The sequence below is a fragment of the Microbacterium sp. RD1 genome, assembly GCF_052220165.1.
Lineage (GTDB): Bacteria > Actinomycetota > Actinomycetes > Actinomycetales > Microbacteriaceae > Microbacterium.
The window spans coordinates 787,638-808,724 of record NZ_JBQPOL010000001.1; the positions used below are offsets into that span (position 1 = coordinate 787,638).

At 71.0% G+C, this 21,087-nt stretch carries 21 protein-coding genes; 8 read left to right on the forward strand and 13 right to left on the reverse strand.

Annotation, left to right across the window (positions count from 1 at the left end; translation table 11 throughout):
- Positions 1-13: 13 nt before the first annotated feature.
- Genes ACTU3I_RS03770 through ACTU3I_RS03815 form a run of 10 tightly spaced genes read right to left on the reverse strand, consistent with a single transcriptional unit; the run spans position 14 to position 8,664 of the window.
- The gene (locus tag ACTU3I_RS03770) at positions 14-772 is read right to left on the reverse strand and encodes an SDR family NAD(P)-dependent oxidoreductase (protein ID WP_442924287.1); all 759 of its coding nucleotides are present in this window, start codon (positions 770-772) and stop codon (positions 14-16) included.
- Positions 765-1,244 carry a VOC family protein gene (locus ACTU3I_RS03775; RefSeq protein ID WP_442924288.1) on the reverse strand — a complete coding sequence of 160 codons (480 nt, stop codon included), beginning with the start codon at positions 1,242-1,244 and terminating at the stop codon, positions 765-767. Before ACTU3I_RS03775 ends, ACTU3I_RS03770 begins: the two co-directional genes overlap by 8 nt.
- A gap of 2 nt (positions 1,245-1,246) precedes the next feature.
- Complete coding sequence (locus tag ACTU3I_RS03780; protein WP_442924289.1) at positions 1,247-2,044, reverse strand: SDR family NAD(P)-dependent oxidoreductase; 798 nt, start codon at positions 2,042-2,044, stop codon at positions 1,247-1,249.
- 17 nt (positions 2,045-2,061) lie between these two features.
- Entirely contained in the window at positions 2,062-3,066 is a 1,005-nt protein-coding gene (locus tag ACTU3I_RS03785) for an alpha-ketoacid dehydrogenase subunit beta (RefSeq protein WP_442924290.1), read from the reverse strand.
- Complete coding sequence (locus tag ACTU3I_RS03790) at positions 3,063-4,127, reverse strand: thiamine pyrophosphate-dependent dehydrogenase E1 component subunit alpha (protein ID WP_442924291.1); 1,065 nt, start codon at positions 4,125-4,127, stop codon at positions 3,063-3,065. The genes ACTU3I_RS03785 and ACTU3I_RS03790 overlap by 4 nt, the downstream gene beginning before the upstream one ends.
- A 46-nt stretch (positions 4,128-4,173) precedes the next feature.
- Positions 4,174-4,884, reverse strand: a complete 711-nt coding sequence (locus ACTU3I_RS03795) for an ABC transporter ATP-binding protein (RefSeq protein ID WP_442924292.1) — start codon at positions 4,882-4,884, stop codon at positions 4,174-4,176.
- Positions 4,871-5,650, reverse strand: coding sequence for an ABC transporter ATP-binding protein (locus tag ACTU3I_RS03800; RefSeq protein ID WP_442924293.1), 780 nt, complete (start codon positions 5,648-5,650; stop codon positions 4,871-4,873). The genes ACTU3I_RS03795 and ACTU3I_RS03800 overlap by 14 nt, the downstream gene beginning before the upstream one ends.
- Complete coding sequence (locus ACTU3I_RS03805; protein WP_442924294.1) at positions 5,643-6,599, reverse strand: branched-chain amino acid ABC transporter permease; 957 nt, start codon at positions 6,597-6,599, stop codon at positions 5,643-5,645. The genes ACTU3I_RS03800 and ACTU3I_RS03805 overlap by 8 nt, the downstream gene beginning before the upstream one ends.
- Positions 6,596-7,480, reverse strand: a complete 885-nt coding sequence (locus ACTU3I_RS03810) for an ABC transporter permease subunit (RefSeq protein ID WP_442924295.1) — start codon at positions 7,478-7,480, stop codon at positions 6,596-6,598. Before ACTU3I_RS03810 ends, ACTU3I_RS03805 begins: the two co-directional genes overlap by 4 nt.
- Before the next feature lie 5 nt (positions 7,481-7,485).
- A complete protein-coding gene (locus tag ACTU3I_RS03815; RefSeq protein WP_442924296.1) occupies positions 7,486-8,664 on the reverse strand; it encodes an ABC transporter substrate-binding protein in 1,179 nt (392 codons plus the stop codon).
- Between the two features lie 163 nt (positions 8,665-8,827).
- Here ACTU3I_RS03815 and ACTU3I_RS03820 point away from each other — a divergent pair, with 163 nt between their 5' ends.
- Entirely contained in the window at positions 8,828-9,268 is a 441-nt protein-coding gene (locus tag ACTU3I_RS03820; RefSeq protein WP_442924297.1) for a pyridoxamine 5'-phosphate oxidase family protein, read from the forward strand.
- A 39-nt stretch (positions 9,269-9,307) separates the two neighbouring features.
- On the opposite strand, the gene ACTU3I_RS03825 is transcribed toward ACTU3I_RS03820, so the two are convergent.
- Positions 9,308-10,069 (reverse strand): IclR family transcriptional regulator, encoded by a 762-nt coding sequence (locus ACTU3I_RS03825; protein ID WP_442924298.1) that lies wholly within the window; start codon positions 10,067-10,069, stop codon positions 9,308-9,310.
- A gap of 84 nt (positions 10,070-10,153) precedes the next feature.
- Here ACTU3I_RS03825 and hutH point away from each other — a divergent pair, with 84 nt between their 5' ends.
- The 5 genes from hutH to hutI are packed head-to-tail and all read left to right on the forward strand — an operon-like array spanning position 10,154 to position 16,931.
- Complete coding sequence (hutH, locus tag ACTU3I_RS03830) at positions 10,154-11,695, forward strand: histidine ammonia-lyase (protein WP_442924299.1); 1,542 nt, start codon at positions 10,154-10,156, stop codon at positions 11,693-11,695.
- Positions 11,692-13,329: a urocanate hydratase gene (gene hutU / locus ACTU3I_RS03835; protein ID WP_442924300.1), complete on the forward strand. Its 1,638-nt coding sequence runs from the start codon at positions 11,692-11,694 to the stop codon at positions 13,327-13,329. Before hutH ends, hutU begins: the two co-directional genes overlap by 4 nt.
- Before the next feature lies 1 nt (position 13,330).
- Complete coding sequence (locus ACTU3I_RS03840) at positions 13,331-14,518, forward strand: allantoate amidohydrolase (RefSeq protein ID WP_442924301.1); 1,188 nt, start codon at positions 13,331-13,333, stop codon at positions 14,516-14,518.
- The gene (locus tag ACTU3I_RS03845) at positions 14,515-15,798 is read left to right on the forward strand and encodes a formimidoylglutamate deiminase (RefSeq protein ID WP_442924302.1); all 1,284 of its coding nucleotides are present in this window, start codon (positions 14,515-14,517) and stop codon (positions 15,796-15,798) included. The genes ACTU3I_RS03840 and ACTU3I_RS03845 overlap by 4 nt, the downstream gene beginning before the upstream one ends.
- A complete protein-coding gene (gene hutI, locus ACTU3I_RS03850) occupies positions 15,795-16,931 on the forward strand; it encodes an imidazolonepropionase (protein ID WP_442924303.1) in 1,137 nt (378 codons plus the stop codon). The genes ACTU3I_RS03845 and hutI overlap by 4 nt, the downstream gene beginning before the upstream one ends.
- A 69-nt stretch (positions 16,932-17,000) precedes the next feature.
- On the opposite strand, the gene cofE is transcribed toward hutI, so the two are convergent.
- Positions 17,001-17,756: a coenzyme F420-0:L-glutamate ligase gene (gene cofE / locus ACTU3I_RS03855; protein ID WP_442924304.1), complete on the reverse strand. Its 756-nt coding sequence runs from the start codon at positions 17,754-17,756 to the stop codon at positions 17,001-17,003.
- 1 nt (position 17,757) lies between these two features.
- Complete coding sequence (locus tag ACTU3I_RS03860; protein WP_442924305.1) at positions 17,758-18,276, reverse strand: GNAT family N-acetyltransferase; 519 nt, start codon at positions 18,274-18,276, stop codon at positions 17,758-17,760.
- A 76-nt stretch (positions 18,277-18,352) separates the two neighbouring features.
- On the opposite strand from ACTU3I_RS03860, the gene ACTU3I_RS03865 reads away from it, so the two are divergent.
- The gene (locus ACTU3I_RS03865; protein WP_442924306.1) at positions 18,353-19,372 is read left to right on the forward strand and encodes a LacI family DNA-binding transcriptional regulator; all 1,020 of its coding nucleotides are present in this window, start codon (positions 18,353-18,355) and stop codon (positions 19,370-19,372) included.
- Between the two features lie 97 nt (positions 19,373-19,469).
- Entirely contained in the window at positions 19,470-21,005 is a 1,536-nt protein-coding gene (arfA, locus tag ACTU3I_RS03870; RefSeq protein WP_442924307.1) for an arabinosylfuranosidase ArfA, read from the forward strand.
- Positions 21,006-21,087 lie beyond the last annotated feature (82 nt).

The window sequence follows — 21,087 nt, forward strand, 5'->3', positions numbered from 1 at the left end:
CCCTCGAGGGCGCTCAGCCCGTCGCCGCGATCCCGCCGTCGACGGTGAGCGCCGCTCCGCTGACGAAGCGGGCGTCGTCGGAGAGGAGGAAGCACACCGCATCCGCCACCTCGGCCGGGCTTCCGACGCGTCCCATCGGCGTCACGCGCGACATGAACGCATCGAAGTCGTCCATGCCGGCCTTCACCTGATCGCCCATCGCGGTGTCGATGAGCCCCGGGCACACCGCGTTCACCCGGATGTTGTCGGGGCCGCCTTCGGCCGCGGCCTCGCGCGTGAGACCCAGCACAGCGTGCTTGCTCGCTATGTACCCGCTGAGGTTCGCGTAACCGCGGAGGCCGGCGATCGAGGAGGTGTTCACGATGGCACCGCCGCGCGCGGCCATGACGGGCATGACGGCCCGCATGCCCAGCCACACCCCGACCACGTTGACGGACAGGATCCGCTCGAACAGCTCGACGGGATACTCCGGGAGCGGATGAGGGGCGCCGTAGATCCCGGCGTTGTTGAAGAAGGCGTCGATGCCGCCGAAGCGCTCCACCGCTCGCGCCACGTAGCCGTTCACCTCCTCCTCCGAGGAGACGTCCGCGCGCACCGCGTCCACCTGCGCACCCTGCGCGGCGATCTCCTCGGCGACGCGGTGGATGCTCTCCGAGGCGTCGACGAGCAGGAGCGCGGCCCCCTCCCGAGCGAGTTGCTCGGCCGTCGCACGCCCGATGCCGCCGGCGGCCCCGGTGACGATCGCGACCTTGTCGCGGAAGCGGTCACTCATGCGATCCCTCTTTTCCCTTCTGGATCAACGCCTGCACGTTGAGGTCGGTCCCGCCCTGGAGCAGTTCCATACGGATCTGGTCGGGACCGATGAAATAGGTGAACCGCGTCCCATCGGGGAACGGCTCGCTCGGGGGCGCGGTGAAGACGACCCCCGCCGCGCTCATCCGCTCGTACGCGGCCTGCAGGTCATCGACCTGGAAGCACGGATGGCCCGCTCCGATGTCGTAGTTGCGCGAGCTGTTGGCCCGTCCCTCGACGCCGGCGTAGTGCACCAGCTCGACGAGCGTGTTCTCACCGGCGAGCATGACGGTCGTCACGGTGGCGCCGGGAGCCTCCAGCGCCCGGTGCGTGAAGTCATCGTCGAGCACCGCGCGGTTCACCTCCACGAGGCCGAAGTGCTCTCCGAAGAAGGCGATCGACTCGTCGAGGTCGCTGACGGTGAAACCGGCATGGTGAAGAAGCGTGCTCATCGTCACACCGCCGTGTATCCGCCGTCGACGCTGATGTTCGCGCCGGTGATGAACGTCGAGGCATCCGACCCCAGCCACAGTGCCAGCGCCGCCACTTCCTCCGGCTCTCCCAGGCGGCCGATCGGATGCAGCGCTTCGAGCTCGGCGCGCGCCTGCTGCTTGTCGTCCTGCTTGGACATGTAGTCCTGCACCATGGCCGTGTCGCAATAGCCGGGGCTCACGACGTTGACGCGGATGGCGCGGGGCGCGTACTCGACGGCCATCGCGCGCGTGAGGGAGAGCACGCCGCCCTTCGAGGCGTGGTACGCACTCACGCCGCCCTGGCCGGCGAGGGCGAGGATGCTGGCGATGTTGATGATGGAGCCGCCGCGCGTCATCGCGGGGATGATCGCACGCGACGCGTAGAAGGTCCCGGTGAGGTTGACCCCCACCGTCTTGTCCCACACCCAGTCGGGGGTCTCGTCCAGCAGGAGGGGCCCGTCCGCGACGGTGCCGACCCCCGCCGAGTTGAAGAGGACGTCGACGGCGTCGAAGCGCTCTCGCGCCTGCGCCGCGAAACGGGCCACCTGATCGGCGTCGGTGACGTCGACGACCTCCAGAAGAGCGTCCGGGTACTCCTCCTTGAGGGAGGCGATGCCGCGTTCGGACAGGTCGAAGCCGCAGACCTCGGCGCCGGCATCGGAGAACATGCTGAAGGCCTTGCGTCCGATGCCGTTGCCGACGCCGGTGATCACGGCCGTCTTGCCGCCGAGCAGCGGTACCCGGCCGACGGCGACGTCGATGTTGAAAGTGGGGGTCATGGTTTCTCCTTCGGTTGTCAGGAAAGGGGGACGGACCGGTCGGCTGCCACGGCGCGGACGACGTCCTCGACGATGGCGTCCAGGTCCGGCTGTGTCGCCTCCTGAAGCGGCACAGCGGATGCCATCGGCGTGAACTCCGCTCCGTAGCGGGCGACGGGTGCGCGCAGGTGAGCGGCATGATCGGCGTGCAGCGTCGCGGCGATCTCGCCACCGAGCCCGCCCTCGCGGATCGCCTCGTGGACGATGACCGCGCGGCCGGTCTTCGCGACCGAGCGCGCGATCGTGTCGTAATCGATCGGGGACAGCGACCGCAGATCGATGACCTCGGCGCTGACGCCCCGCTCGTCCAGGCGCTGAGCGATGGACTCGATCCACTCGACGCTGCGCAGCCACCCGAGAAGAGTCACGTCGGTCCCCTCGCGCCGCACCCGCGCCGAGGTGAGCGGCTCGAGATGCTCGTTCTCGGGCATCTCCCCGCGGGTGCCGTACAGCATCCGGTGCTCGAGGAACAGCACCGGGTCGTCGCTGCGGATCGCGGCTTTCAGCATGCCGTAGGCGTCCCACGGCGTGGCCGCGGCGACGACGCGCAGGCCCGGGATGCCGGTGAAGAGGTGCTCGAAACTCTGCGTGTGCTGTGCGCTCGAGCCCGGCGACACACCCTGCTGGGCGCGGATGACGAGGGGAGCGGCGTAGCCGCCCTGCGACATGTAGCGCACCTTCGCGGCGTGATTGATGATCTGGTCGGCCGCAACGAGGCTGAAGTCCATGAACATGAGTTCGACGACCGGGCGCAGCCCCGTCATGGCTGCGCCGATCGCCGCTCCGGTGAACGCGCTCTCGGAGATCGGCATGTCGAACACGCGCCGCTCGCCATGCTTCTCGCGCAGGCGCCGGGTGACGCCGAACACGCCGCCCGGGAGGGCGACATCCTCTCCGAACAGCACCACGCGGGGGTCGCGGGTCAGCTCCTCGTCCAGGGCGCGGTTCACCGCTTGCCAGTAGAACGCTGTGGACATGGTCATCGCTCCTCTGCGTAGACGTGCTCGGTCCGGGTCGCCGGATCCGGGCTGGGTGCGGCCAGGGCGGCGGCGATCGCATCGGCGACCTCCTGCTCGACCGCGGCGTCGACCGCGTCGAGATCTGCCGCGCCCGCCGATGCGACGAGCTGCGCGCGTGCGGCGGCGAGCGGATCGGCGGCGAGGCGCTGCTCCCATTCGCCGTCGGGGCGGTACTTCGCCTGTTCGGTGGAGTAATGCCCGGTCAGTCGGTAGGTGCTCGCCTCGATCAGCACGGGACCGCGCCGGGCACGTGCCCAGCTGAGTGCGGCGCGCGTGGCGGCCCGCATCGACACGACGTCGTTTCCGTCCGCGTGAAGCGCCGGGACGCCGTGACCGAGGGCGCGCCACGACAGGTCGCGCAATGCGGTCGTGAGAGCCGTCGGCGTCATCTCGGAGTAGCCGTTGTTCTCCAGCACGAAGATGATCGGCAGGCGCATGACCCCCGCGAGGTTGAGGGCCTCGTGGACGACGCCCTGCGCCGTCGCTCCGTCGCCGAAGATCGTCATCGCCACGGCGCCGGTCCCCAGTCGCTCGGCGCTGAGCGCCGCGCCCACGGCGATCGGGGCGGCAGCCCCGACGATGGCGCTCTCGAACAGCAGATTGCTCTCCGGATGGATCATGTGCATCGGGCCGGTCCGTCCGCGCGACAGGCCGGTCTCCCGCCCCAGGACCTCGGCGACGATGCCGGCCAGCGGTGCGCCCTTGGCCAGCGCGTGAGCCCGGCCGCGGTAGGTGCTCGTGAGGATGTCGTGGCGGGCGAGCGTGGCCACGCCGCCTGCCGATACCGCCTCCTGGCCGATCGAGTTATGGATGTTGGGTGCGATCTGCCCGGCCACCTTCAAGGCGTGAAGCTCCTCCTCCATCCGCCGGCTCCGCCGCATGAGCGTGTAGTCGGCCAGCGTGACGGCGTCGCCGGCGGCCGCGGCTGTCGCTTCTTCCGCGAGCTGCGCACACGCGTGCAGGAGCTCCTCCATGGCGTCGCTGTCCGCTGCACTGCGGAAGACAGGTGGTTGAGGATGGGTCACGTCGTCGCCTTTCGTTTCGGGTAGGAGGTCTGCGCAGGCGCAGGGATCAGAAGTAGGCCCACAGCTCTGCGGCGGCGGGGATCTCGGTCTTCGGCCAGTCGGCCACGATCGTCCCCGATCTCAGGATGACGCCACGGTCGGCGATCTTCAGTGCCGATCGCACATCCTGCTCGACGACGACGACCGTCATCCCCGCGTCCGCGGCGACGTCGCCGACGACGCCGAAGATGCGGTCGACCATGATGGGGGACAGCCCGGTGGAGGGCTCGTCCAGGAGAAGAAGGGACGGGGCCCGGACGAGGGCGATGGTCAACGCCAGCATCTGCCGTTGCCCGCCGCTCATCGTGCCGGCGACCTGGTCGGCCTTGTCGACGAGCACCTCGCGGAACGAGTCGCGCAGCACGCGCTCGATGTCCTCGTTGACGCCGGCGTGACGCACGGCGTCGAGGTTCTGCGCCACCGTCAGATCGGGGAAGAGCCCCGCGACGCCCTCCGGGACGAGCGCCATTCCGCCTCGCGCACGGCTGACGACCGACCGGCCGGCGAGGGACCGCCCGTTCACGAGGACTGTTCCGCTCGTGGGCGCCTTGATCCCCGCGATGACCCGCAGCAGAGTCGTCTTGCCGGCGCCGTTGTGGCCGAACAGCCCGAGCACCTCGCCGCTGCGCACCGAGAGGGAGACGTCTTCGAGGACCGCGCGGGCGCCGTAGCGCGCGTTCAGCCCTTCGATCTGGAGGGCGATGTCAGTCGAAACCAAGGTAGGACTCCGCAAGCTGAGGGTTGGAGAAGACGTCGTCGGGCGTGCCGTCTGCCAGGACGCGCCCCTGACTGAGGAAGACCACTCGCGTGGACAGTTCGCGCACGAGGTGCGTGTTGTGCTCCACGAAGCAGATGGGATAGCCGTCGTCGACCAGCAGTCGCATCGTGTCGGCCAGGGTCCCCCGGCCTTCCTCATCGAGCCCCGAGGCGGGTTCGTCGAGGAAGATGAACCGGGGGTTCAGCGCGAGCAGCCGGGCGATCGCGATGAGCTTCTGCTGAGCGAAGCTCAGGTCCCCGGCACGCACGTCCGCGAAGCGCTCCAGACCGAGGTAGGTCAGGACGCGGTCGGCCTCCGCATTCGCGCGCCGACGCTCTCGGAAGGCCCGTGGCGCGAGGGCGATCGTGCCCAGGATGGACGCCGACCAGGACTGCTGGGCGTAGACGGCGACGTTGTCGCGCACGCTCATACTGGCGAACAGCCGGACTTCCTGGAAGCTCCGGCCCATGCCCAGGCGCGCCATCTCGCTCGGGCTCTTGGCGGTGACATCCTCGCCGTCGACGGTGATCCGCCCCGAGCTGGCGCGAAGCTGGCCGGTGATGAGATTGAACAGGGTCGTCTTGCCGGCTCCGTTCGGCCCGATGAGGGCGGTGATGCCGGGGTTGCCCAGGCTCAGGGAGACGTCATCGACCGCGGGCGAGCTGGCGAAGACCTTCGACACGTGCTCGAGCTGGATAGGCGATCGGGTGGCGGAGGAATCACTCATGGGCTGCACCCACTTTCGGGTCGGAGCCGCGGGGGACTGCGTCGACGGCGGCTCCGCGGCGGGTGACACGACGCCAGAGGTCGGCGATGCCACCGGTGATGCCCGAAGGCAGGAACAGCACGATGCCGAGGAGCAGGGCCCCGAAGATGGCCTGCTTGACCGGCCCGCTCGACGAGCTCGGCAGGCCGATCTGATCCAGGGCGAAGGGGATGAGCACCATCAGCAGCGCGCCGATGATGCCGCCCGCGAGCCGGCCGCCGCCGCCGATGACCACCATCGCGAGGAAGGTGATGGACAGATCCAGCGAGAAGTCGTTCACCTGGGCGACGCCGGTGTACCCCGCGTACAGCACGCCGGCCGCCGCGGCCATACCGCCGCTCAGCGAGAAGGTGCTCACCTTGAGCGACAGGGCGCTGAAGCCGGCAGCTCCCAGCGCGACCTCGTCCTGACCGAGAGAGCGGATCAGTCGTCCGTACGGGGAGAGGAGCAGCCAGACGACGATCAGGTAGACGATCGCCACGACGATCCCGACCAGGACGAGATACTCGACGGGGCTCGAGGGGGACCAGCCGAAGACATCGGGATAGGGCAGTCCGAACATGCCGGAGGAGCCGCCGCTGACCTCGGTCCAGTTGTAGATGACCTGGATGCCGATGAGCTGCAGGCCAAAGGAGACCACGATGAAGTAGTCCCCGACCACCCGCAACGAGACGATGGCGGTCAGCGCGCTCAGCAGGGCGGCGACGGGGATCGCGATCACCAGGGCCAGCAGCACGTTGTCGAACCCGAACAACGAGAACAGCCCGGAGTACGCGAAGGCGCCGATCCCGAACAGTAGCGCGTGGCTGACGGAGAAGATGCGGGCGTAGCCGACGATCAGGTCGAGCCCGACCGTGACGACGCTGAACAGGAGGATCTGGATCAGCAGATCCGCGACGACGACGTTCATGCGCGTGCCTTCAAACGGTTGCGAGCGATCCCGCCCGGCTTGGCCAGAACGAGCGCCACGACGATCACGAAGACGACGGTCAGTGACCACTCGCCCGGGAGGACGCTCGCCGCGAGCGCGGAGAGCATGCCGATCGCGAATCCGACGAGGGAGGTGCCCCACACGCTCTTCGCGCCGCCGGCGAGCACGGCGAGCACAGCGAGCAGGGTGAGCTGCGTGCCGCCGCTGGCGATCACGCTGCTCTGGACGCCGACGAACCAGAATGCGATGACCGAGACCGCCGCGGCGGCTGCGCATGCCGCGATCTCGACCCAGCGCCCGCGGATGCCGACGATCTCAGCCTGCTCGGCACTCGAGGACACCGCCACGTACTGGTGGCCGGCGCGTGTGCGCGTGATCGCGAGAGCGATCAGCGCGGTGACGATCAGCGCCACGGCCACCACGGAGACGTACGACCAGGAGATCCCGAACGGGCCGACGCGTTGTTGGCGCACGAACCACTCGAGGGGGAACGACCGGTTCCCGGGGCCGAACGCCAGCAGCACGCCGGACTGCAGGATGAACGACAGTGCGAGGGACGCGACGAAGGTGATCCCCGCGTCCGCGCCCCTGCGCACCATCGGCTGATACACCAGGGCCACCACGAGGGCGGTGACCACGCCCGCGACGACCATTCCGAGCAGCAGGCCGCCCAGGACGGAGCCGATCGAGCCGTCGGAGCTCATCGACACGGCGACGTAGGCGCCGAGGGTCCCGATGGCACCGAAGGCGAGGTGGAAGACCTTCGTGACGCGGTAGATGACGCCGAAGGTCACCCCCGCGATCGCGTAGATGGCACCGAAGGCGAGGCCTCCGATGAGCGCCTGGAGTATCAGATTCATCGCATTCAGACCGCGGGTGCCTCGACCACGCCGACCGACGTGGGCTTGCCGTCTTCGACCTTCATGATCTCGATCTCACCGCTGGCGCCGTGACTCTCGGTGAAGGTGAACTGACCGGCCGCGGTCTCGAACGTCGGGAAGGTGTTCAGCACCTGCTCGATGCCGTCCCCGTTGGCGGGCAGGCCCTCGTCGGCGGCGGTCTTCAGCGCCTGCGCGATGATCTGCGCGATGCTGTAGTAGTTCATGAAGTACATGTTCGGCGGCTGCTGATCGGCGTAGTCGTCGAGGGTCGCGTAGGCCGCGGAGAACTCCTCGGTCGGGTTCGAGACCTGGCTGGTGCCGTACAGCTGGAGGGAGGGGCTGTCCAGCGCCTCGGGGACTCCCAGGCCGGCCGCGGAGGTCAGGATGGGGATGTCGACATTGCGCTGCACCAGCTCTTTGAGAGCGATCGATGCCGTCGTGCCATCGACCTGCAGGTAGATCGCATCCGGATCGGCCGCGATGAGGCGGTCCAGCTGAGGCCCGACCGTGGTGGCAGTGTGGTCGGCCTTCTCGAGTGTTGCGGGCGTTCCGAACACGCGCTCGGCCGCCTCCTGCACGCGCTCACCGGCGTTCGCGGTGAAGCTCGTTTGGAAGAGGATGCCGACGTCGGCGACGTCGAGCTCGTCCTTGGCCCAGCCCATCAGCGCCTCGGCCTCCTGCGTGATCATCATCACGTTGCCCCAGAGGTAGTCCATCTCCAGCTGAACGGGGTCGCTGCCGCCGCCGTTGAAGACGGGGACCTTGTCCCGTGCGGCGACAGGCGTCTGCGCGAGCGGCGGAGCGGTGTAGGCCGTGACGATCGCCACCGCGCCCTCGCTGATCAGCTCGCGCGTCTGCGAGACGGCGAGGTTCGCCTCCGCCTGGCTGTCGCGGGCGTCGATGCTGAAGGTGGTGCCCTCGATGTAACCGGACTCGTTGAGGGTGTCCACGCCCAACTGCAGACCGTCGAGCATCAGCTTGCCGTAGGCCGCCCCTGCTCCCGTCAGGGGGAGGGTGGCGCCGATCAGCACCTCCGCCGGCACCTCGCCGGACCCCTCCGCATCCGCGGCCGCGGTGCTCCCACCGCATCCGGCCAGTGCCAGTGAGGCGGCGGCGAGGATGGCGACCCCGGCCGCTCGTCCGCCGTATTTACGCTCTCGCACGATTGCTCCCTTGCTCATCATGAGTGCTTGCTCAGCACGCGAAGCTTCTTCGCTCCGTAATGGATACCATAATTGAATTCGATATTGCCGTCAGCATCGACTATTACGATTAGATCACATCGCGGCGGCGCTTGCGAGGTCGGATTCTGAAGGGAGGTGCCGTGTGAAGACATCCGGCGGCCGGCTGGCCATGACCGACGCGGAGCGGGATCGGTACCTGCTGAGTGCGCGCACGTGCCGGCTGGCCACGATCGGCTCCGACGGAGCGCCGCGCATCGCGCCCCTCTGGTTCGTCTGGCACGGCGAGTGCCTCTGGCTGCACTCCCTCGTGCGCAGTGCGCGCTCCGGCCACATCAGACGGGACCCCCGCGTCGCCGTGACAGTGGACGACGGCGAGGAGTTCGCCGAACTCCGAGGCGTCACCATCCGCGGTCTGGCGACGATCGAGGACCCGGCTCCTCCCGAGCGCGGCCACATCGAGTCCGCCTACGCCGCGAAGTATCTGGGTGCGGACGCGTATCGCTCCGACGGGCGGCACGAGTGGATACGCGTGACGCCCGCGCTGCTCTTCTCGTGGGACCGCCGCACGGCCAGGCCCCGCTGAAGCGCGACGACCCGCTGCCCGGGTCGCGGTCGGGCGGCGTCAGTGCCCGGCCAGGCGCGCGGTGAGAGCCGCAGCGGACTGGCGAACGGCGGCGCCGAGCGAAGCGACAGCCGCCGCGTCGGGGAGCGTGCGGAAGGTCAGACCGATGGATGCCACGGGGTAGCCGTTGCGGTCGGCGGATGCCGCGGCCACCGATGCGTAGCCGGGCGTGATGTCGCCGTCCTCGGTCGCCCAGCCGCGGCTGCGCGCCTGGCGGAGGAGCTCATCGAGCTCGCCGAGCGTCGTGGGCCCCGGCCCGACGCGGCGATAGAGAGAGTCGCGGTGCGGATAGAGCGCGCGCACCTGGTCGCGCGCCAGCGCGGCGAGCGCTGCGCGCCCGGTCGCGGTCAGATGTGCGGGGAGGCGCACCCCGACGTTCGACACCGTCGTCGGCGCGCGGGGGGCCGACACCCGGTCGACGTAGGTGACCTCGGCGCCGCTGAGGACTGCCAGGTGCCCCACGACGGGCACCGGCGCCGCCGCGACGAGGCGCTCCAGAAGCGGATGCGTCATGCGCCGGAGGCGGTCGGTCTGCAGCGACCCCGCGCCGATCTCGGACACGAGGGCGGACAGTCCGTAGGCGCGCTCCTCGGGGTAGTGCACGAGGAAGCCCTCGTCCATCATCGCCCGGGCGAGCTGGTACAGCGACGAGCGCGGGACGCCGAGCTCCCGCGCGAGCGTTGACGCCGGCACGGGCGCGCTGCGCTCCGCGAGCAGTCGGAGCATCCGCAGCGCGCTGCGTGCGGCGGGCACCTGGGTCATGCGAGCTCCGATGTGTCTGAGATTTCAGACATCATATCGTCCGGCGTCGATGCGCGCCGGGAGGTGCGCCGCTTCACTGGGAGCATGTCCGCCGTTCTGGTCGGGGCAGCGCCCCTCCGCATCGCCGACGTCGTCGCCGTCGCCCGGCACGACGCCACCGTCGAGCTCGCCCCCGCCGCCCTCGAGCGGATGGCGCACACCCGCGCCGTCATCGAGCGGCTCGCCGACGACGCCCAGCCGCACTACGGCGTCTCGACGGGATTCGGCGCCCTCGCCACGACGTCCATCCCGCCGTCCGACCGGCGGCAGCTGCAGCGCTCCCTCGTGCGCAGTCACGCCGCCAGCGCCGGCCCCGCGGTGGAGCGCGAGGTCGTCCGCGGCACGATGCTGCTGCGCCTGGCCACGCTCGCGACCGGGCGGACCGGAGTGCGCCCGATCGTTGCCGAGACCTACGCGGCGCTGCTGAACGCCGGTATCACTCCCGTCGTCGGCGAGTACGGCTCGCTCGGCTGCTCGGGCGACCTCGCGCCGCTCGCGCACTGCGCGCTCGCGGCGATGGGTGAAGGGGAGGTCGACGATGCCTCCGGCGCACGTGTTCCCGCGGCCACCGCCCTCGAGGCCGCCGCCATCGCCCCCCTCGTGCTCGAGGAGAAGGAGGGCCTGGCTCTCCTCAACGGCACCGACGGGATGCTGGGAATGCTCGCGCTCGCCCTGCACGACCTCGACGCGCTGCTGCTCACCGCCGACATCGCGGCCGCTCTCAGCGTGGAGGGTCTCGCCGGTACGGACGGCGTGTTCGCGTCCGACCTGCAGGCCCTGCGCCCGCACCCCGGTCAGGCCGAGTCGGCGCGCGTGATGCGCGGGATGCTGCAGGACTCGCCGGTGATCGCCGGCCACCGGACGACCGGCTTCACCCGTGTGCAGGATGCGTACTCGCTCCGATGCGCGCCGCAGGTGCACGGCGCCGCGCGCGACACCGCCGCGTATGCGCGCCAGGTCGCCGATCGCGAGCTCGCCAGCGCGATCGACAACCCGGTCGTGACGCTGGATGACCGCGTCGAATCCAACGGCAACTTCCACGGCGCCCCGATCGGGTACGTCCTGGACTTCCTCGCGATCGCCGCGGCCGACGTCGCCAGCATGAGCGAGCGCCGCACCGACCGCTTCCTCGACCGTTCGCGCAGCTCCGGCCTGCCGCCGTTCCTCGCCGGCGATCCCGGCGTGGACAGCGGCCTCATGATCGCGCAGTACACCCAGGCCGGGATCGTCACCGAGCTGAAGCGGCTCGCCGCCCCCGCATCCGTCGACTCCATTCCCACCAGCGCGATGCAGGAGGACCATGTGTCGATGGGGTGGACCGCCGCGCGCAAGCTCCGTCGCGCGATCGACGGCCTCTCCCGCGTGCTCGCCATCGAGATCCTCGCCGCCGCACGCGGCATCGAGATGCGCGCGGAAGGCGCGGCCCCGGCCACGGCTCGCGTGGTCGAGGCGTTGCGCGAGCGCGTGCCCGGTGCAGGCCCCGACCGCTACCTCGCGCCCGAGATCCAGGCCGCGACCGACCTCGTCGTCTCGGGTGCACTGCTGCGCGCCGCCGACGCGACCCGTTTCGAGAAGGAGACCTCATGACCGGCGCCTACCGCGGGACCGCACTGCACACGCTCGGATGGCCGCAGGAGGCCGCCCTGCGGATGCTGCAGAACAACCTCGACCCCGAGGTCGCCGAGCACCCCGAAGAGCTCGTCGTCTACGGCGGCACCGGGAAGGCGGCCCGTGATCACGCCAGCCTCCGCGCGATCTACCGCACGCTCGAGACGCTCCGCGGTGACGAGACGCTGCTCGTGCAGTCGGGGAAGCCTGTCGGCGTGCTGCAGACCCACGAGTGGGCGCCGCGTGTTCTCCTTGCCAACTCCAACCTCGTCGGGGACTGGGCGAACTGGGACGAGTTCCGGCGTCTGGAGGCTCTCGGGCTCACGATGTACGGGCAGATGACCGCGGGCTCCTGGATCTACATCGGCACGCAAGGAATCCTCCAGGGCACCTACGAGACCTTCGCCGCGGTCGCTGCCAAGCGCTTCGGCGGGAGCCTCGCCGGCACGATCACCCTGACGGCGGGACTCGGCGGCATGGGGGGCGCGCAGCCCCTCGCCGTGACGATGAACGACGGCGTCGCGATCTGCATCGATGTGGATCCGTCGCGGATCGCGCGTCGGATCGAGCACGGCTACCTCGACGTCGAAGCCGGATCGCTCGAGGAGGCCCTCGCCCTCGCGTACGAAGCGAGGGATGCGCGGCGTGCGCTGTCGATCGGTGTCCTCGGCAACGCCGCCGCGCTCGTGCCGGAACTTCTCGCGCGCGGCGCGGAGATCGACATCGTCACGGATCAGACGAGCGCCCACGACCCGCTCGCCTACCTTCCGCTCGGCGTCGCGTTCGAGGACTGGGCCGAGGCACGTCAGGACCCCGGCTTCGCCCAGCGTGCGCGGGAGTCGATGGCGCTCCACGTCGAGGCGATGGTCGGATTCCAGCGGGCCGGCGCCGAGGTGTTCGACTACGGCAACAACCTGCGCACCGAGGCGAAGGCGGCCGGGTACGCCGACGCGTTCGCTTTCCCCGGGTTCGTCCCCGCGTACATCCGCCCACTCTTCGCCGAGGGCAAGGGGCCGTTCCGGTGGGCGGCGCTGTCGGGCGAGGCATCCGACATCGCTCGCACTGACCGCGCCGTACTGGAGCTGTTTCCCGAGAACCAGTCCCTCGCGCGCTGGATCCGCCTCGCCGGCGAGCGGGTGCACTTCCAGGGGCTCCCGGCGCGCATCTGCTGGCTCGGCTACGGCGAACGCGACCGCGCGGGAGAGCGGTTCAACGACATGGTGGCCTCGGGCGAGCTCGCTGCTCCGCTCGCGATCGGCCGCGATCACCTCGACGCCGGGTCGGTCGCGAGCCCGTATCGCGAGACCGAGGCGATGAAGGACGGCTCCGACGCCATCGCCGACTGGCCGCTCCTGAACGCGCTCGTGAACACCGCGTCGGGGGCGAGCTGGGTCTCGATCCACCACGGCGGCGGTGTCGGCATCGGCCGCAGCATCCATGCCGGTCAGGTCACCGTCGCCGACGGCACGGCACTGGCCGGGGAGAAGATCTCCCGTGTGCTGCGCAACGACCCGGGCATGGGCGTGCTCCGGCACGTGGACGCCGGGTACGACGAGGCGGTCACCGCCGCCGATGAGCGGGGCCTTCGCATCCCGATGCGCGAGGGCGAGTGACGTGCTGTTGCACGAGCTGGCCGGGATCGGCCGCGACCCCGACGGCGGGGTGACCCGCTTCGCCTGGACGCGCGACGACGCGGAGCTTCGCGAATGGTTCAGCGCGCGGGCGCGCGCCGCGGGGCTCGACGTGGAGGTCGACGGCAACGGCAACCTCTGGGCGTGGGCCGGCGGCGACCTGCCGGGCCGCGCGTTCGTCGTCGGCTCGCACCTGGACAGCGTCGCCTCGGGCGGCGAGTGGGACGGACCGTTGGGGGTGGCCGGGGCGCTCGCCGCGGTCGAACAGCTGCGGGCGAGCGGATGGCAGCCGCAGCAGCCGTTCGCTCTCGCGGTGTTCGCCGACGAGGAGGGCGGCCGCTTCGGAGTGGCCTGCCTCGGATCGCGCCTGCTCACCGGCGCGATGACGCCGGACCGGGCGTTGAGCCTGCGGGACGACGACGGCACGACCCTCGCGGAGGCGATGACCTCCGCCGGGTTCGATCCGGCCCGGGTCGGCGCGGATCCGCGCCGCCTCGCGGGCATCCGGGCGTTCGTCGAGCTGCACGTCGAGCAGGGGCGGATGCTCCTTCCCGGAGGCGCGCGAGGGCTCGCCGGTGCCGGCGCGCCGCTCGGAGTGGCCAGCGAGATCTGGCCGCACGGCCGGTGGCGGCTGGACCTCACCGGCCGCGCCGATCACGCCGGCACGACGGCGCTCGCCGACCGCGACGACCCCGTGCTCTCCCTCGCACGCGCGATCGTGGCTGTTCGCGAGACCGCCGAGGAGCTCGACGTGCTCGCGACGGTCGGGCGGGTGCGGGTGCACCCCGGGGCCGTCAACGCGATCGCGTCGCGCGCCTCGCTGTGGATCGACGCGCGCGGCGCCGAGCCGGAGCGCGTGCGCGCCCTTGTTGCGCGGATCGAGGAACGCAGCGCCGCCGCGGCGGTGGAGGAGAGCTGGACGGCCGTCACCCGGTTCGACCGCGCTCTCACCGCCGACGTGTCGGCGGTCATCGATGGTGACGTCCCGGTTCTCCCGTCCGGTGCCGGCCATGACGCCGGCGTGCTCGCCCTCGCGGGTGTGCCGACGGCGATGATGTTCGTGCGCAACCCCACCGGCGTCTCGCACGCCCCCGACGAGCGCGCCGAGGAGTCCGATGCCGCCGCCGGCGTGCGCGCACTCGCCGAACTCATCCGGCGGCAGACGGCATGAGCGCCTACTGGCTCGAGCACGCCGTCGTCGGCGGGGAGGTGCGAAGCGGGGTGCGGGTCGAGGAGGAGCGCGGCCGCATCCGCTCCGTCGCGGCGGGTCCGGCCGAACCGGGCGACACGCGCCTGGCGGGCCTCACCCTGCCGGGCATCGCGAACGCGCACTCCCACGCTTTCCACCGGGCGCTGCGAGGACGGACCCACGACGACGGCGGCGACTTCTGGACGTGGCGTCAGCGCATGTACGCCGCGGCATCCGCGCTCGATCCGGAGCGGTACCACGCGCTGGCGAGCGCCTTCTACGCCGAACTGCTCGAGGCCGGGTACACCGCCGTGGGCGAGTTCCATTACGTCCACCGCGATCCGACGACGGTTATGGCGGATGCTGTGGCGCAGGCCGCGCGGGATTCCGGTATCCGGCTGACGCTCCTCGACACGCTCTACCGGTACGGCGGACGGAACGGGAGCGGGCGACCTCTGGCGCTGAGCGACGCGCAGACGCTCTTCGGCGGCGGCGATGTAGACGTATGGCTGGGGCGGCATGAATCGCTTGCGAGCGGCGGGACCGTGCGACGAGGGGCCGCCGTGCACTCGCTGCGAGCGGCCGACCCCGATGACGTGCAGCGCGTCGTCGAGGCCACCGCCGGCGAGCCGCTCCACGCGCACGTGTCGGAGCAGCCGGCGGAGAACGCGCAAGTGCGTGCGGCTTTCGGGCAGACGCCGGTGCGCCTGCTCCGCGAGGCGGGCGCCCTCGGCGCGCGCTTCACGGCCGTGCACGCGACGCACGTCACCGCCGACGACGTCGCCGACCTGTCGGGGAGCTTCGTCTGCATGTGCCCCACGACCGAGCGCGACCTCGCCGACGGACTCGGGCCGGCGCGTGCGTTCGCCGATGCCGGAGCGCGAATCGTGATCGGCAGCGACCAGCACGCCGTGGTCGACCCGTTCGACGAGCTGCGCGCGCTCGAGGGCCACGAGCGGTTGCGTTCGGGAAGGCGCGGCGTGTTCTCCCCGGCCGAGCTTGTACGGGCGGCGACGGTAGACGGCTACGCCAGCCTCGGGTGGCGGGGTGGACTGGAGCCGGGTGCCGAGTGCGATCTCGTCACGCTGCGTCTGAACACCCCTCGCACCGCCGGCGCAGAGCCCGGTCAGCTGTGGCTGGCCGCATCCGCCGCCGACGTCGCCCAGGTCGTGGTGGGAGGCGTTCGGGTCGTGCGCGAGGGGCGCGCGCGCGTGGACGTGGGTGCACGCTTGGCCGAAGCGATCGGGGAGGTGTGGGGATGAGCGCGATCGTCGTCCGCGGGATCGGCGAGCTGACCACCTGGGAGGACGAGCGGCCGGTCCGTCACGACGCGGCGGTCGTGATCGACGGCGGCGCGGTCGCGTGGGTGGGGGACGATCGCGACGCGCCGGATGCCGACGACATCGTCGATGTCGGTGGAGCGGCGGTCGTGCCCGGTTTCGTCGACAGCCACAGCCACCTCGTCTTCGCGGGTGACCGCGCCGATGAGTTCGAAGCGCGGATGGCGGGGGAGCGGTATGCCGCCGGGGGCATACGCCGTACGGTGCGCCTCACCCGCGCCGCCGACGACGATGCGCTCCTCGCGAGGGCGCGGGCTCTCGTCGCCGAGATGCGACGCCAGGGGACGACGACGGTCGAGATCAAGAGCGGGTACGGGCTCACGATCGAGGACGAGGAGCGGGCGCTCCGCCTGGCCCGTACGCTCACCCCGGAGACGACGTTCCTCGGCGCGCACGTCGTGCCGGAGGAGTACGCCGAAGACCGCGGCGCCTATGTCGACCTCGTGGCCGGGCCGATGCTCGACGCCTGCGCGCCGCACGCGCGGTGGATCGACGTCTTCTGCGATGACGGGGCATTCACCGAGGACGAGGCGCGCCGCATCCTCACGGCGGGGGCCGCGCGCGGACTCGGCCTGCGGATGCACGCGGGACAGCTCGGACCCTCCGGCGCCGCGCAGCTCGCGGCGGAACTGGGAGCGGCGAGCGTCGACCACGCCACGCACCTCACCGACGCGGACGTCGCCGCGCTGGCGGCATCCGACACCGTCGTCACACTCCTGCCCGGCGTGGAGTTCTCCACGCGCCAGCCGTATCCCTCGGGCCGGCGGCTGCGGGAGGCCGGCGCCGCGGTGGCGATCGCGACCGACTGCAACCCGGGCTCGTCGTTCACGTCGTCGATGCCGTTCTGCATCGCCGTGGCCGTTCGCGACATGGGCTTCACGCCGCGGGAGGCGCTCTTCGCCGCGACGGCCGGCGGCGCGCGCGCTCTGCGCCGCGACGACGTCGGGCATCTGCGGGTCGGCGCGACCGGCGGGCTCGTGGTGCTCGACGCGCCGACGGCGACCCACCTCGCCTACCGTCCGGGCGTCCCTCTCGTCGCCCGCGTCGTGACCTGAGCCCGCCACTTGCGTGAATCGGCTGCTAAAACCCGGGTCTTAGCAGCCGATTCACGCAAGACGAGGGGGTTACGAGGAGGAGCGGCCCGCGGCGAAGCCCTCGGCGTACGCCTCGTCCGCCCCGAGACGGAACATGTCGCGCTCGAGAGGCCGCACGATCGAGCGAGCGCCGGGGAGGTCGAGCGAGCCCACCAGGTCGGCGCGACCCCGCACCACGGCCACGGGGCGTCGCGCGGCCTTGCCTTTCACGAGATCCGCCGCCGAGGCGATCTCGTCGGCCACGCACGGCATCGTGACCACCAAGGGGCGCCCCTCGGCGTCGGTCCGACCGCGAAGGTCTTCGAAGACCAGCACGCCGGCCGCCCCGATGGCGGCGTCGGTCTGCCCCTCGCGCCAGGCGCGGCCCAGCGTGTCGGACACGATCACCCCGATCGCGGCGCCCGTGCGTTCGCGCAGACCCTCGGCGAGCGCGCGAGCCGAGGCATCCGGGTCTTCCGGAAGCAGCAGCACCGTGCCCTCCGGGGTGTTGCTGGCGTCGACGCCCGCCGCGGCCGACACCATGCCGAGGCGGTTCTGCACGATACGGGTCACGTGCCCGGTGGACGTCGGCCGCGAGGCGACCACCCGCACGGTCTCCGCGGTGATCGCGTCCTCGCGGTCGGCCGCCTCGATGATGCGGCCCTCGGCCTTCGACACGATCTTCGAGGTCACGACGAGGATGTCGCCGTCGGCGAGCGTTCCGCCGGCGGCATCCGCGATGGTGGCGACCAGATCGGTGCCCGGCGTCACCTCGCCGATGCCGTCGAGCGCCCAGACCGAGAGCACGTCAGCGGACGAAGCGCACTTCGGTCAGCGTCTCGCCCAGGAACGGCTCGGTATGGGTCGAGCCGTCGAGCGTGAAGCCGTTGCGCGCATAGAAGCGGTGGGCGCGCGGGTTGTCGTCGGCGACCCAGAGGTACAGCTCCTCGCCCTTGCCGACGACGGCGTCGAACAACTGCTGGCCGATGCCGGTGCCGTGCCACGCGTCGAGGAGGTAAATGAAGTAGAGCTCCCGGCCGCGCGGCGCGTCCCGGTCGCGCGCGGGACCCGACCCGGCGAACCCGACGATCTCGCCGCCGACGAGGGCGGCGCGCATGGTGAACTCGGGCCCCTGCACAGCCCAGTGCGTCCACAGCTCGGCCATCCGCTTCGGAGAGATCTTCTCCAGCGCGGCCTTGCTGATGAGGTGGTCGTAGGTCTCGTGCCAGCATGTGGCGTGCACCCGCCCGAGGGCTTCGGCATCCACGTCGCGCACGGGCCGGACGACGATGTCGGTTCGGATTTCGGCGGGGATCTCGGCGCTCATGGCCAGACTCTACGCGGGCGGATGCGGGCGGGGGAAATCCTCACGAGGCCGGTGACGCGAGACCTATCCTGAACAGATGCGCACGCCCCGGGCGACCGTCAAAGACGTCGCGTCGCTCGCCGCCGTCTCGCCCAAGACCGTGTCGAACGTCCTGACCGGATCGGTCCGCGTGCGGCCTGAGACGCGCTCGCGGGTCGAAGCCGCGATGCGCGCCCTCGACTTCGTGCCGAATCTCAGCGCGCGGCGCTTGCGCAGCGGACGCTCGGGGACGATCGGTGTCGCCCTCCCCGAGCTGGCGACGGAGTTCTCCGCCGACCTGCTCCACTATCTCGTCGAGGAGGCTCACGAGCGGGGTTTCGCGGTGCAGGTCGACGAGACCGCGAGGAGCCCTCAGCGCGAGCAGGGATTGCTCTCCCGCGCCAGGGCACACCTCCTCGACGGCCTCATCCTCAACCCCGTGCGCCTGGAGGACAGCGTCATCGATCGTGTTGATGACCTTCCGCCCGTCGTGCTCATCGGGGAGGTCGAACAGCACCGCACCGATCGCGTGCTCATCGACAGCAGGCGGGCGGCCGCCGACGTGACAGCGCATCTCCTCGCGCGCGGATGCCGCCGGATCGCCGTCGTCGGAGGCGACGAGCGGCCCGAGCTCGCCACTGCGACCAGCCGCCTCCGCCTCGCCGGCTTCCACGACGCGCTCGCCCGTGCGGGGCTGCAGCCGCATCCCGCCCGCGAGATCAACGTCCCGTGGAGCATGGCGGGCGGCGCGGCCGCGCTGCGGGAGCTGACCGCGCGGGGCGTCGAGATCGACGCCGTCGTGGCCTTCACCGACTCCCTCGCGGTGGGCGTCATGCACGAACTGGCGCGCGCGGGGCGGCGCGTTCCGCAGGACGTGCGCCTGAGCGGATTCGACGACGTCGAGATCGCCCGATTCACCACACCCGCTCTCACCACCGTGGGCTTCGATCGTCGCCGGTTCGCGGCGGAGGCGGTGCGCCTCCTCGCGGAGCGGATCGAGACCGGTGATCTCGCCCCCCGCCAAGTGACGATCCCGCACCGCCTCGTCGAGCGCGACAGCACCCTCCCCGCCGGCTAGTTCTTCCTTGCCTTCTGGATTACATCGATGTAATGATCGCGACCACCGCCTTCGCCGGCCAGTGACGCCATCGCATCCGAAATCCGACAGGAGAACCATGCCCCGCGCCCGCATCGTCATCGACCGCGACTTCACGATCGGAGACGTGCCCCGGCGCCTCTTCGGCTCGTTCGTCGAGCACATGGGCCGCTGCGTCTACACCGGCATCTTCGAGCCCGGCCATCCGGAGGCGGATGAGCGCGGCTTCCGTCGAGATGTGCTCGCGCTGGTGAAAGAGCTCGGCCCGACGGTCGTGCGATACCCGGGCGGCAACTTCGTCTCCGGATACCGGTGGGAAGACGGTGTGGGCCCCGCCGAAGACCGCCCCCGCCGGCTCGACGGCGCGTGGCACACGATCGAGACGAACGCCTTCGGACTGCACGAGTTCGTGGACTGGGCCCGGGAGGCGGACGTCGAGGTGATGGAGGCGGTCAATCTGGGCACGCGCGGCGTGGAGGAGGCGCGTGCCCTGGTCGAGTACGCCAACCACCCGGGGGGCACGTACTGGTCGGACCTGCGCCGGCGAAACGGCGCCGCCGACCCCTTCGACATCCGGCTGTGGTGCCTCGGCAACGAGCTGGACGGGCCGTGGCAGATCGGGCACAAGACCGCGCACGAGTACGGGCGACTCGCGCAGGAGACCGCCAAGGCGATGAGATTCGTCGATCCGGACCTCGAGCTCGTGGCGGTCGGCTCGTCGGGCCGGTCGATGCCCACCTTCGGCACGTGGGAGCACACGGTCCTCACCCACGCGTACGACGAGGTCGACTACCTCTCGATGCACGCGTACTACCAGGAGCGCGACGGCGACGCCGCGTCGTTCCTGGCTGAGGCGGTCGACATGGACGCGTTCATCGACGGCGTCGTCGCCACCATCGACGCGGTCAAGGCGGCCGGCAACCATCGCAAGCAGGTGGACATCTCGTTCGACGAGTGGAACGTCTGGTACATGGAGGGCCTGGACACCGATGATCAGCCCGGTCGCGTGGCGAAGGGGTGGCGGGAGCATCCGCGACTCATCGAGGACACCTACTCCGTCACCGACGCGGTCGTGGTCGGCACCTTCCTCCACAGCCTGCTGCGCCACGGCGACCGCGTGCGCATCGCGAATCAGGCGCAGCTGGTCAACGTCATCGCGCCCATCCGAGCCGAGGAGAACGGCCCGGCGTGGCGGCAGAGCATCTTCTGGCCGTTCGCGCGCATGGCCGAGCACGCGCGCGGACAGATCCTTCGGCTCGCGGTCGACGCCTCGCAGGTGCCCACGGCGAAGTTCGGCGACGTCGACGTCGTGGACGCGGCCGCGACGTGGGACGAGGAGAACGGCCGGATCGCGCTCTTCGTCGCGAACCGGTCGCTGCGGGAGCACTCCGAGGTGGCGGTGGAGTTGCGCGGCCTCGATGTGACGGGGGTGCGGGCCGCGGAGGTGCTCACGGTGCCCGAGGGGGCCGACCGCAACGCCGCCAACACTCAGGAGGCGCCGGATGCCGTCGGCCTGGTGCCGCTTCGTGGTGTCGCGGTGGAGGACGGCGTGCTGCGCGCGACCCTGCCGCCGCTGTCGTGGGCGGTGGTGCAGTTCGACGTCGCGCGCGCCTGATCCGCCGGCGCGCGGGCGCGCGCACGCTGTGGAGGATCGACAACGGAATGCTCCCGCAGTCCGCGGATGGCTACGATCGCGG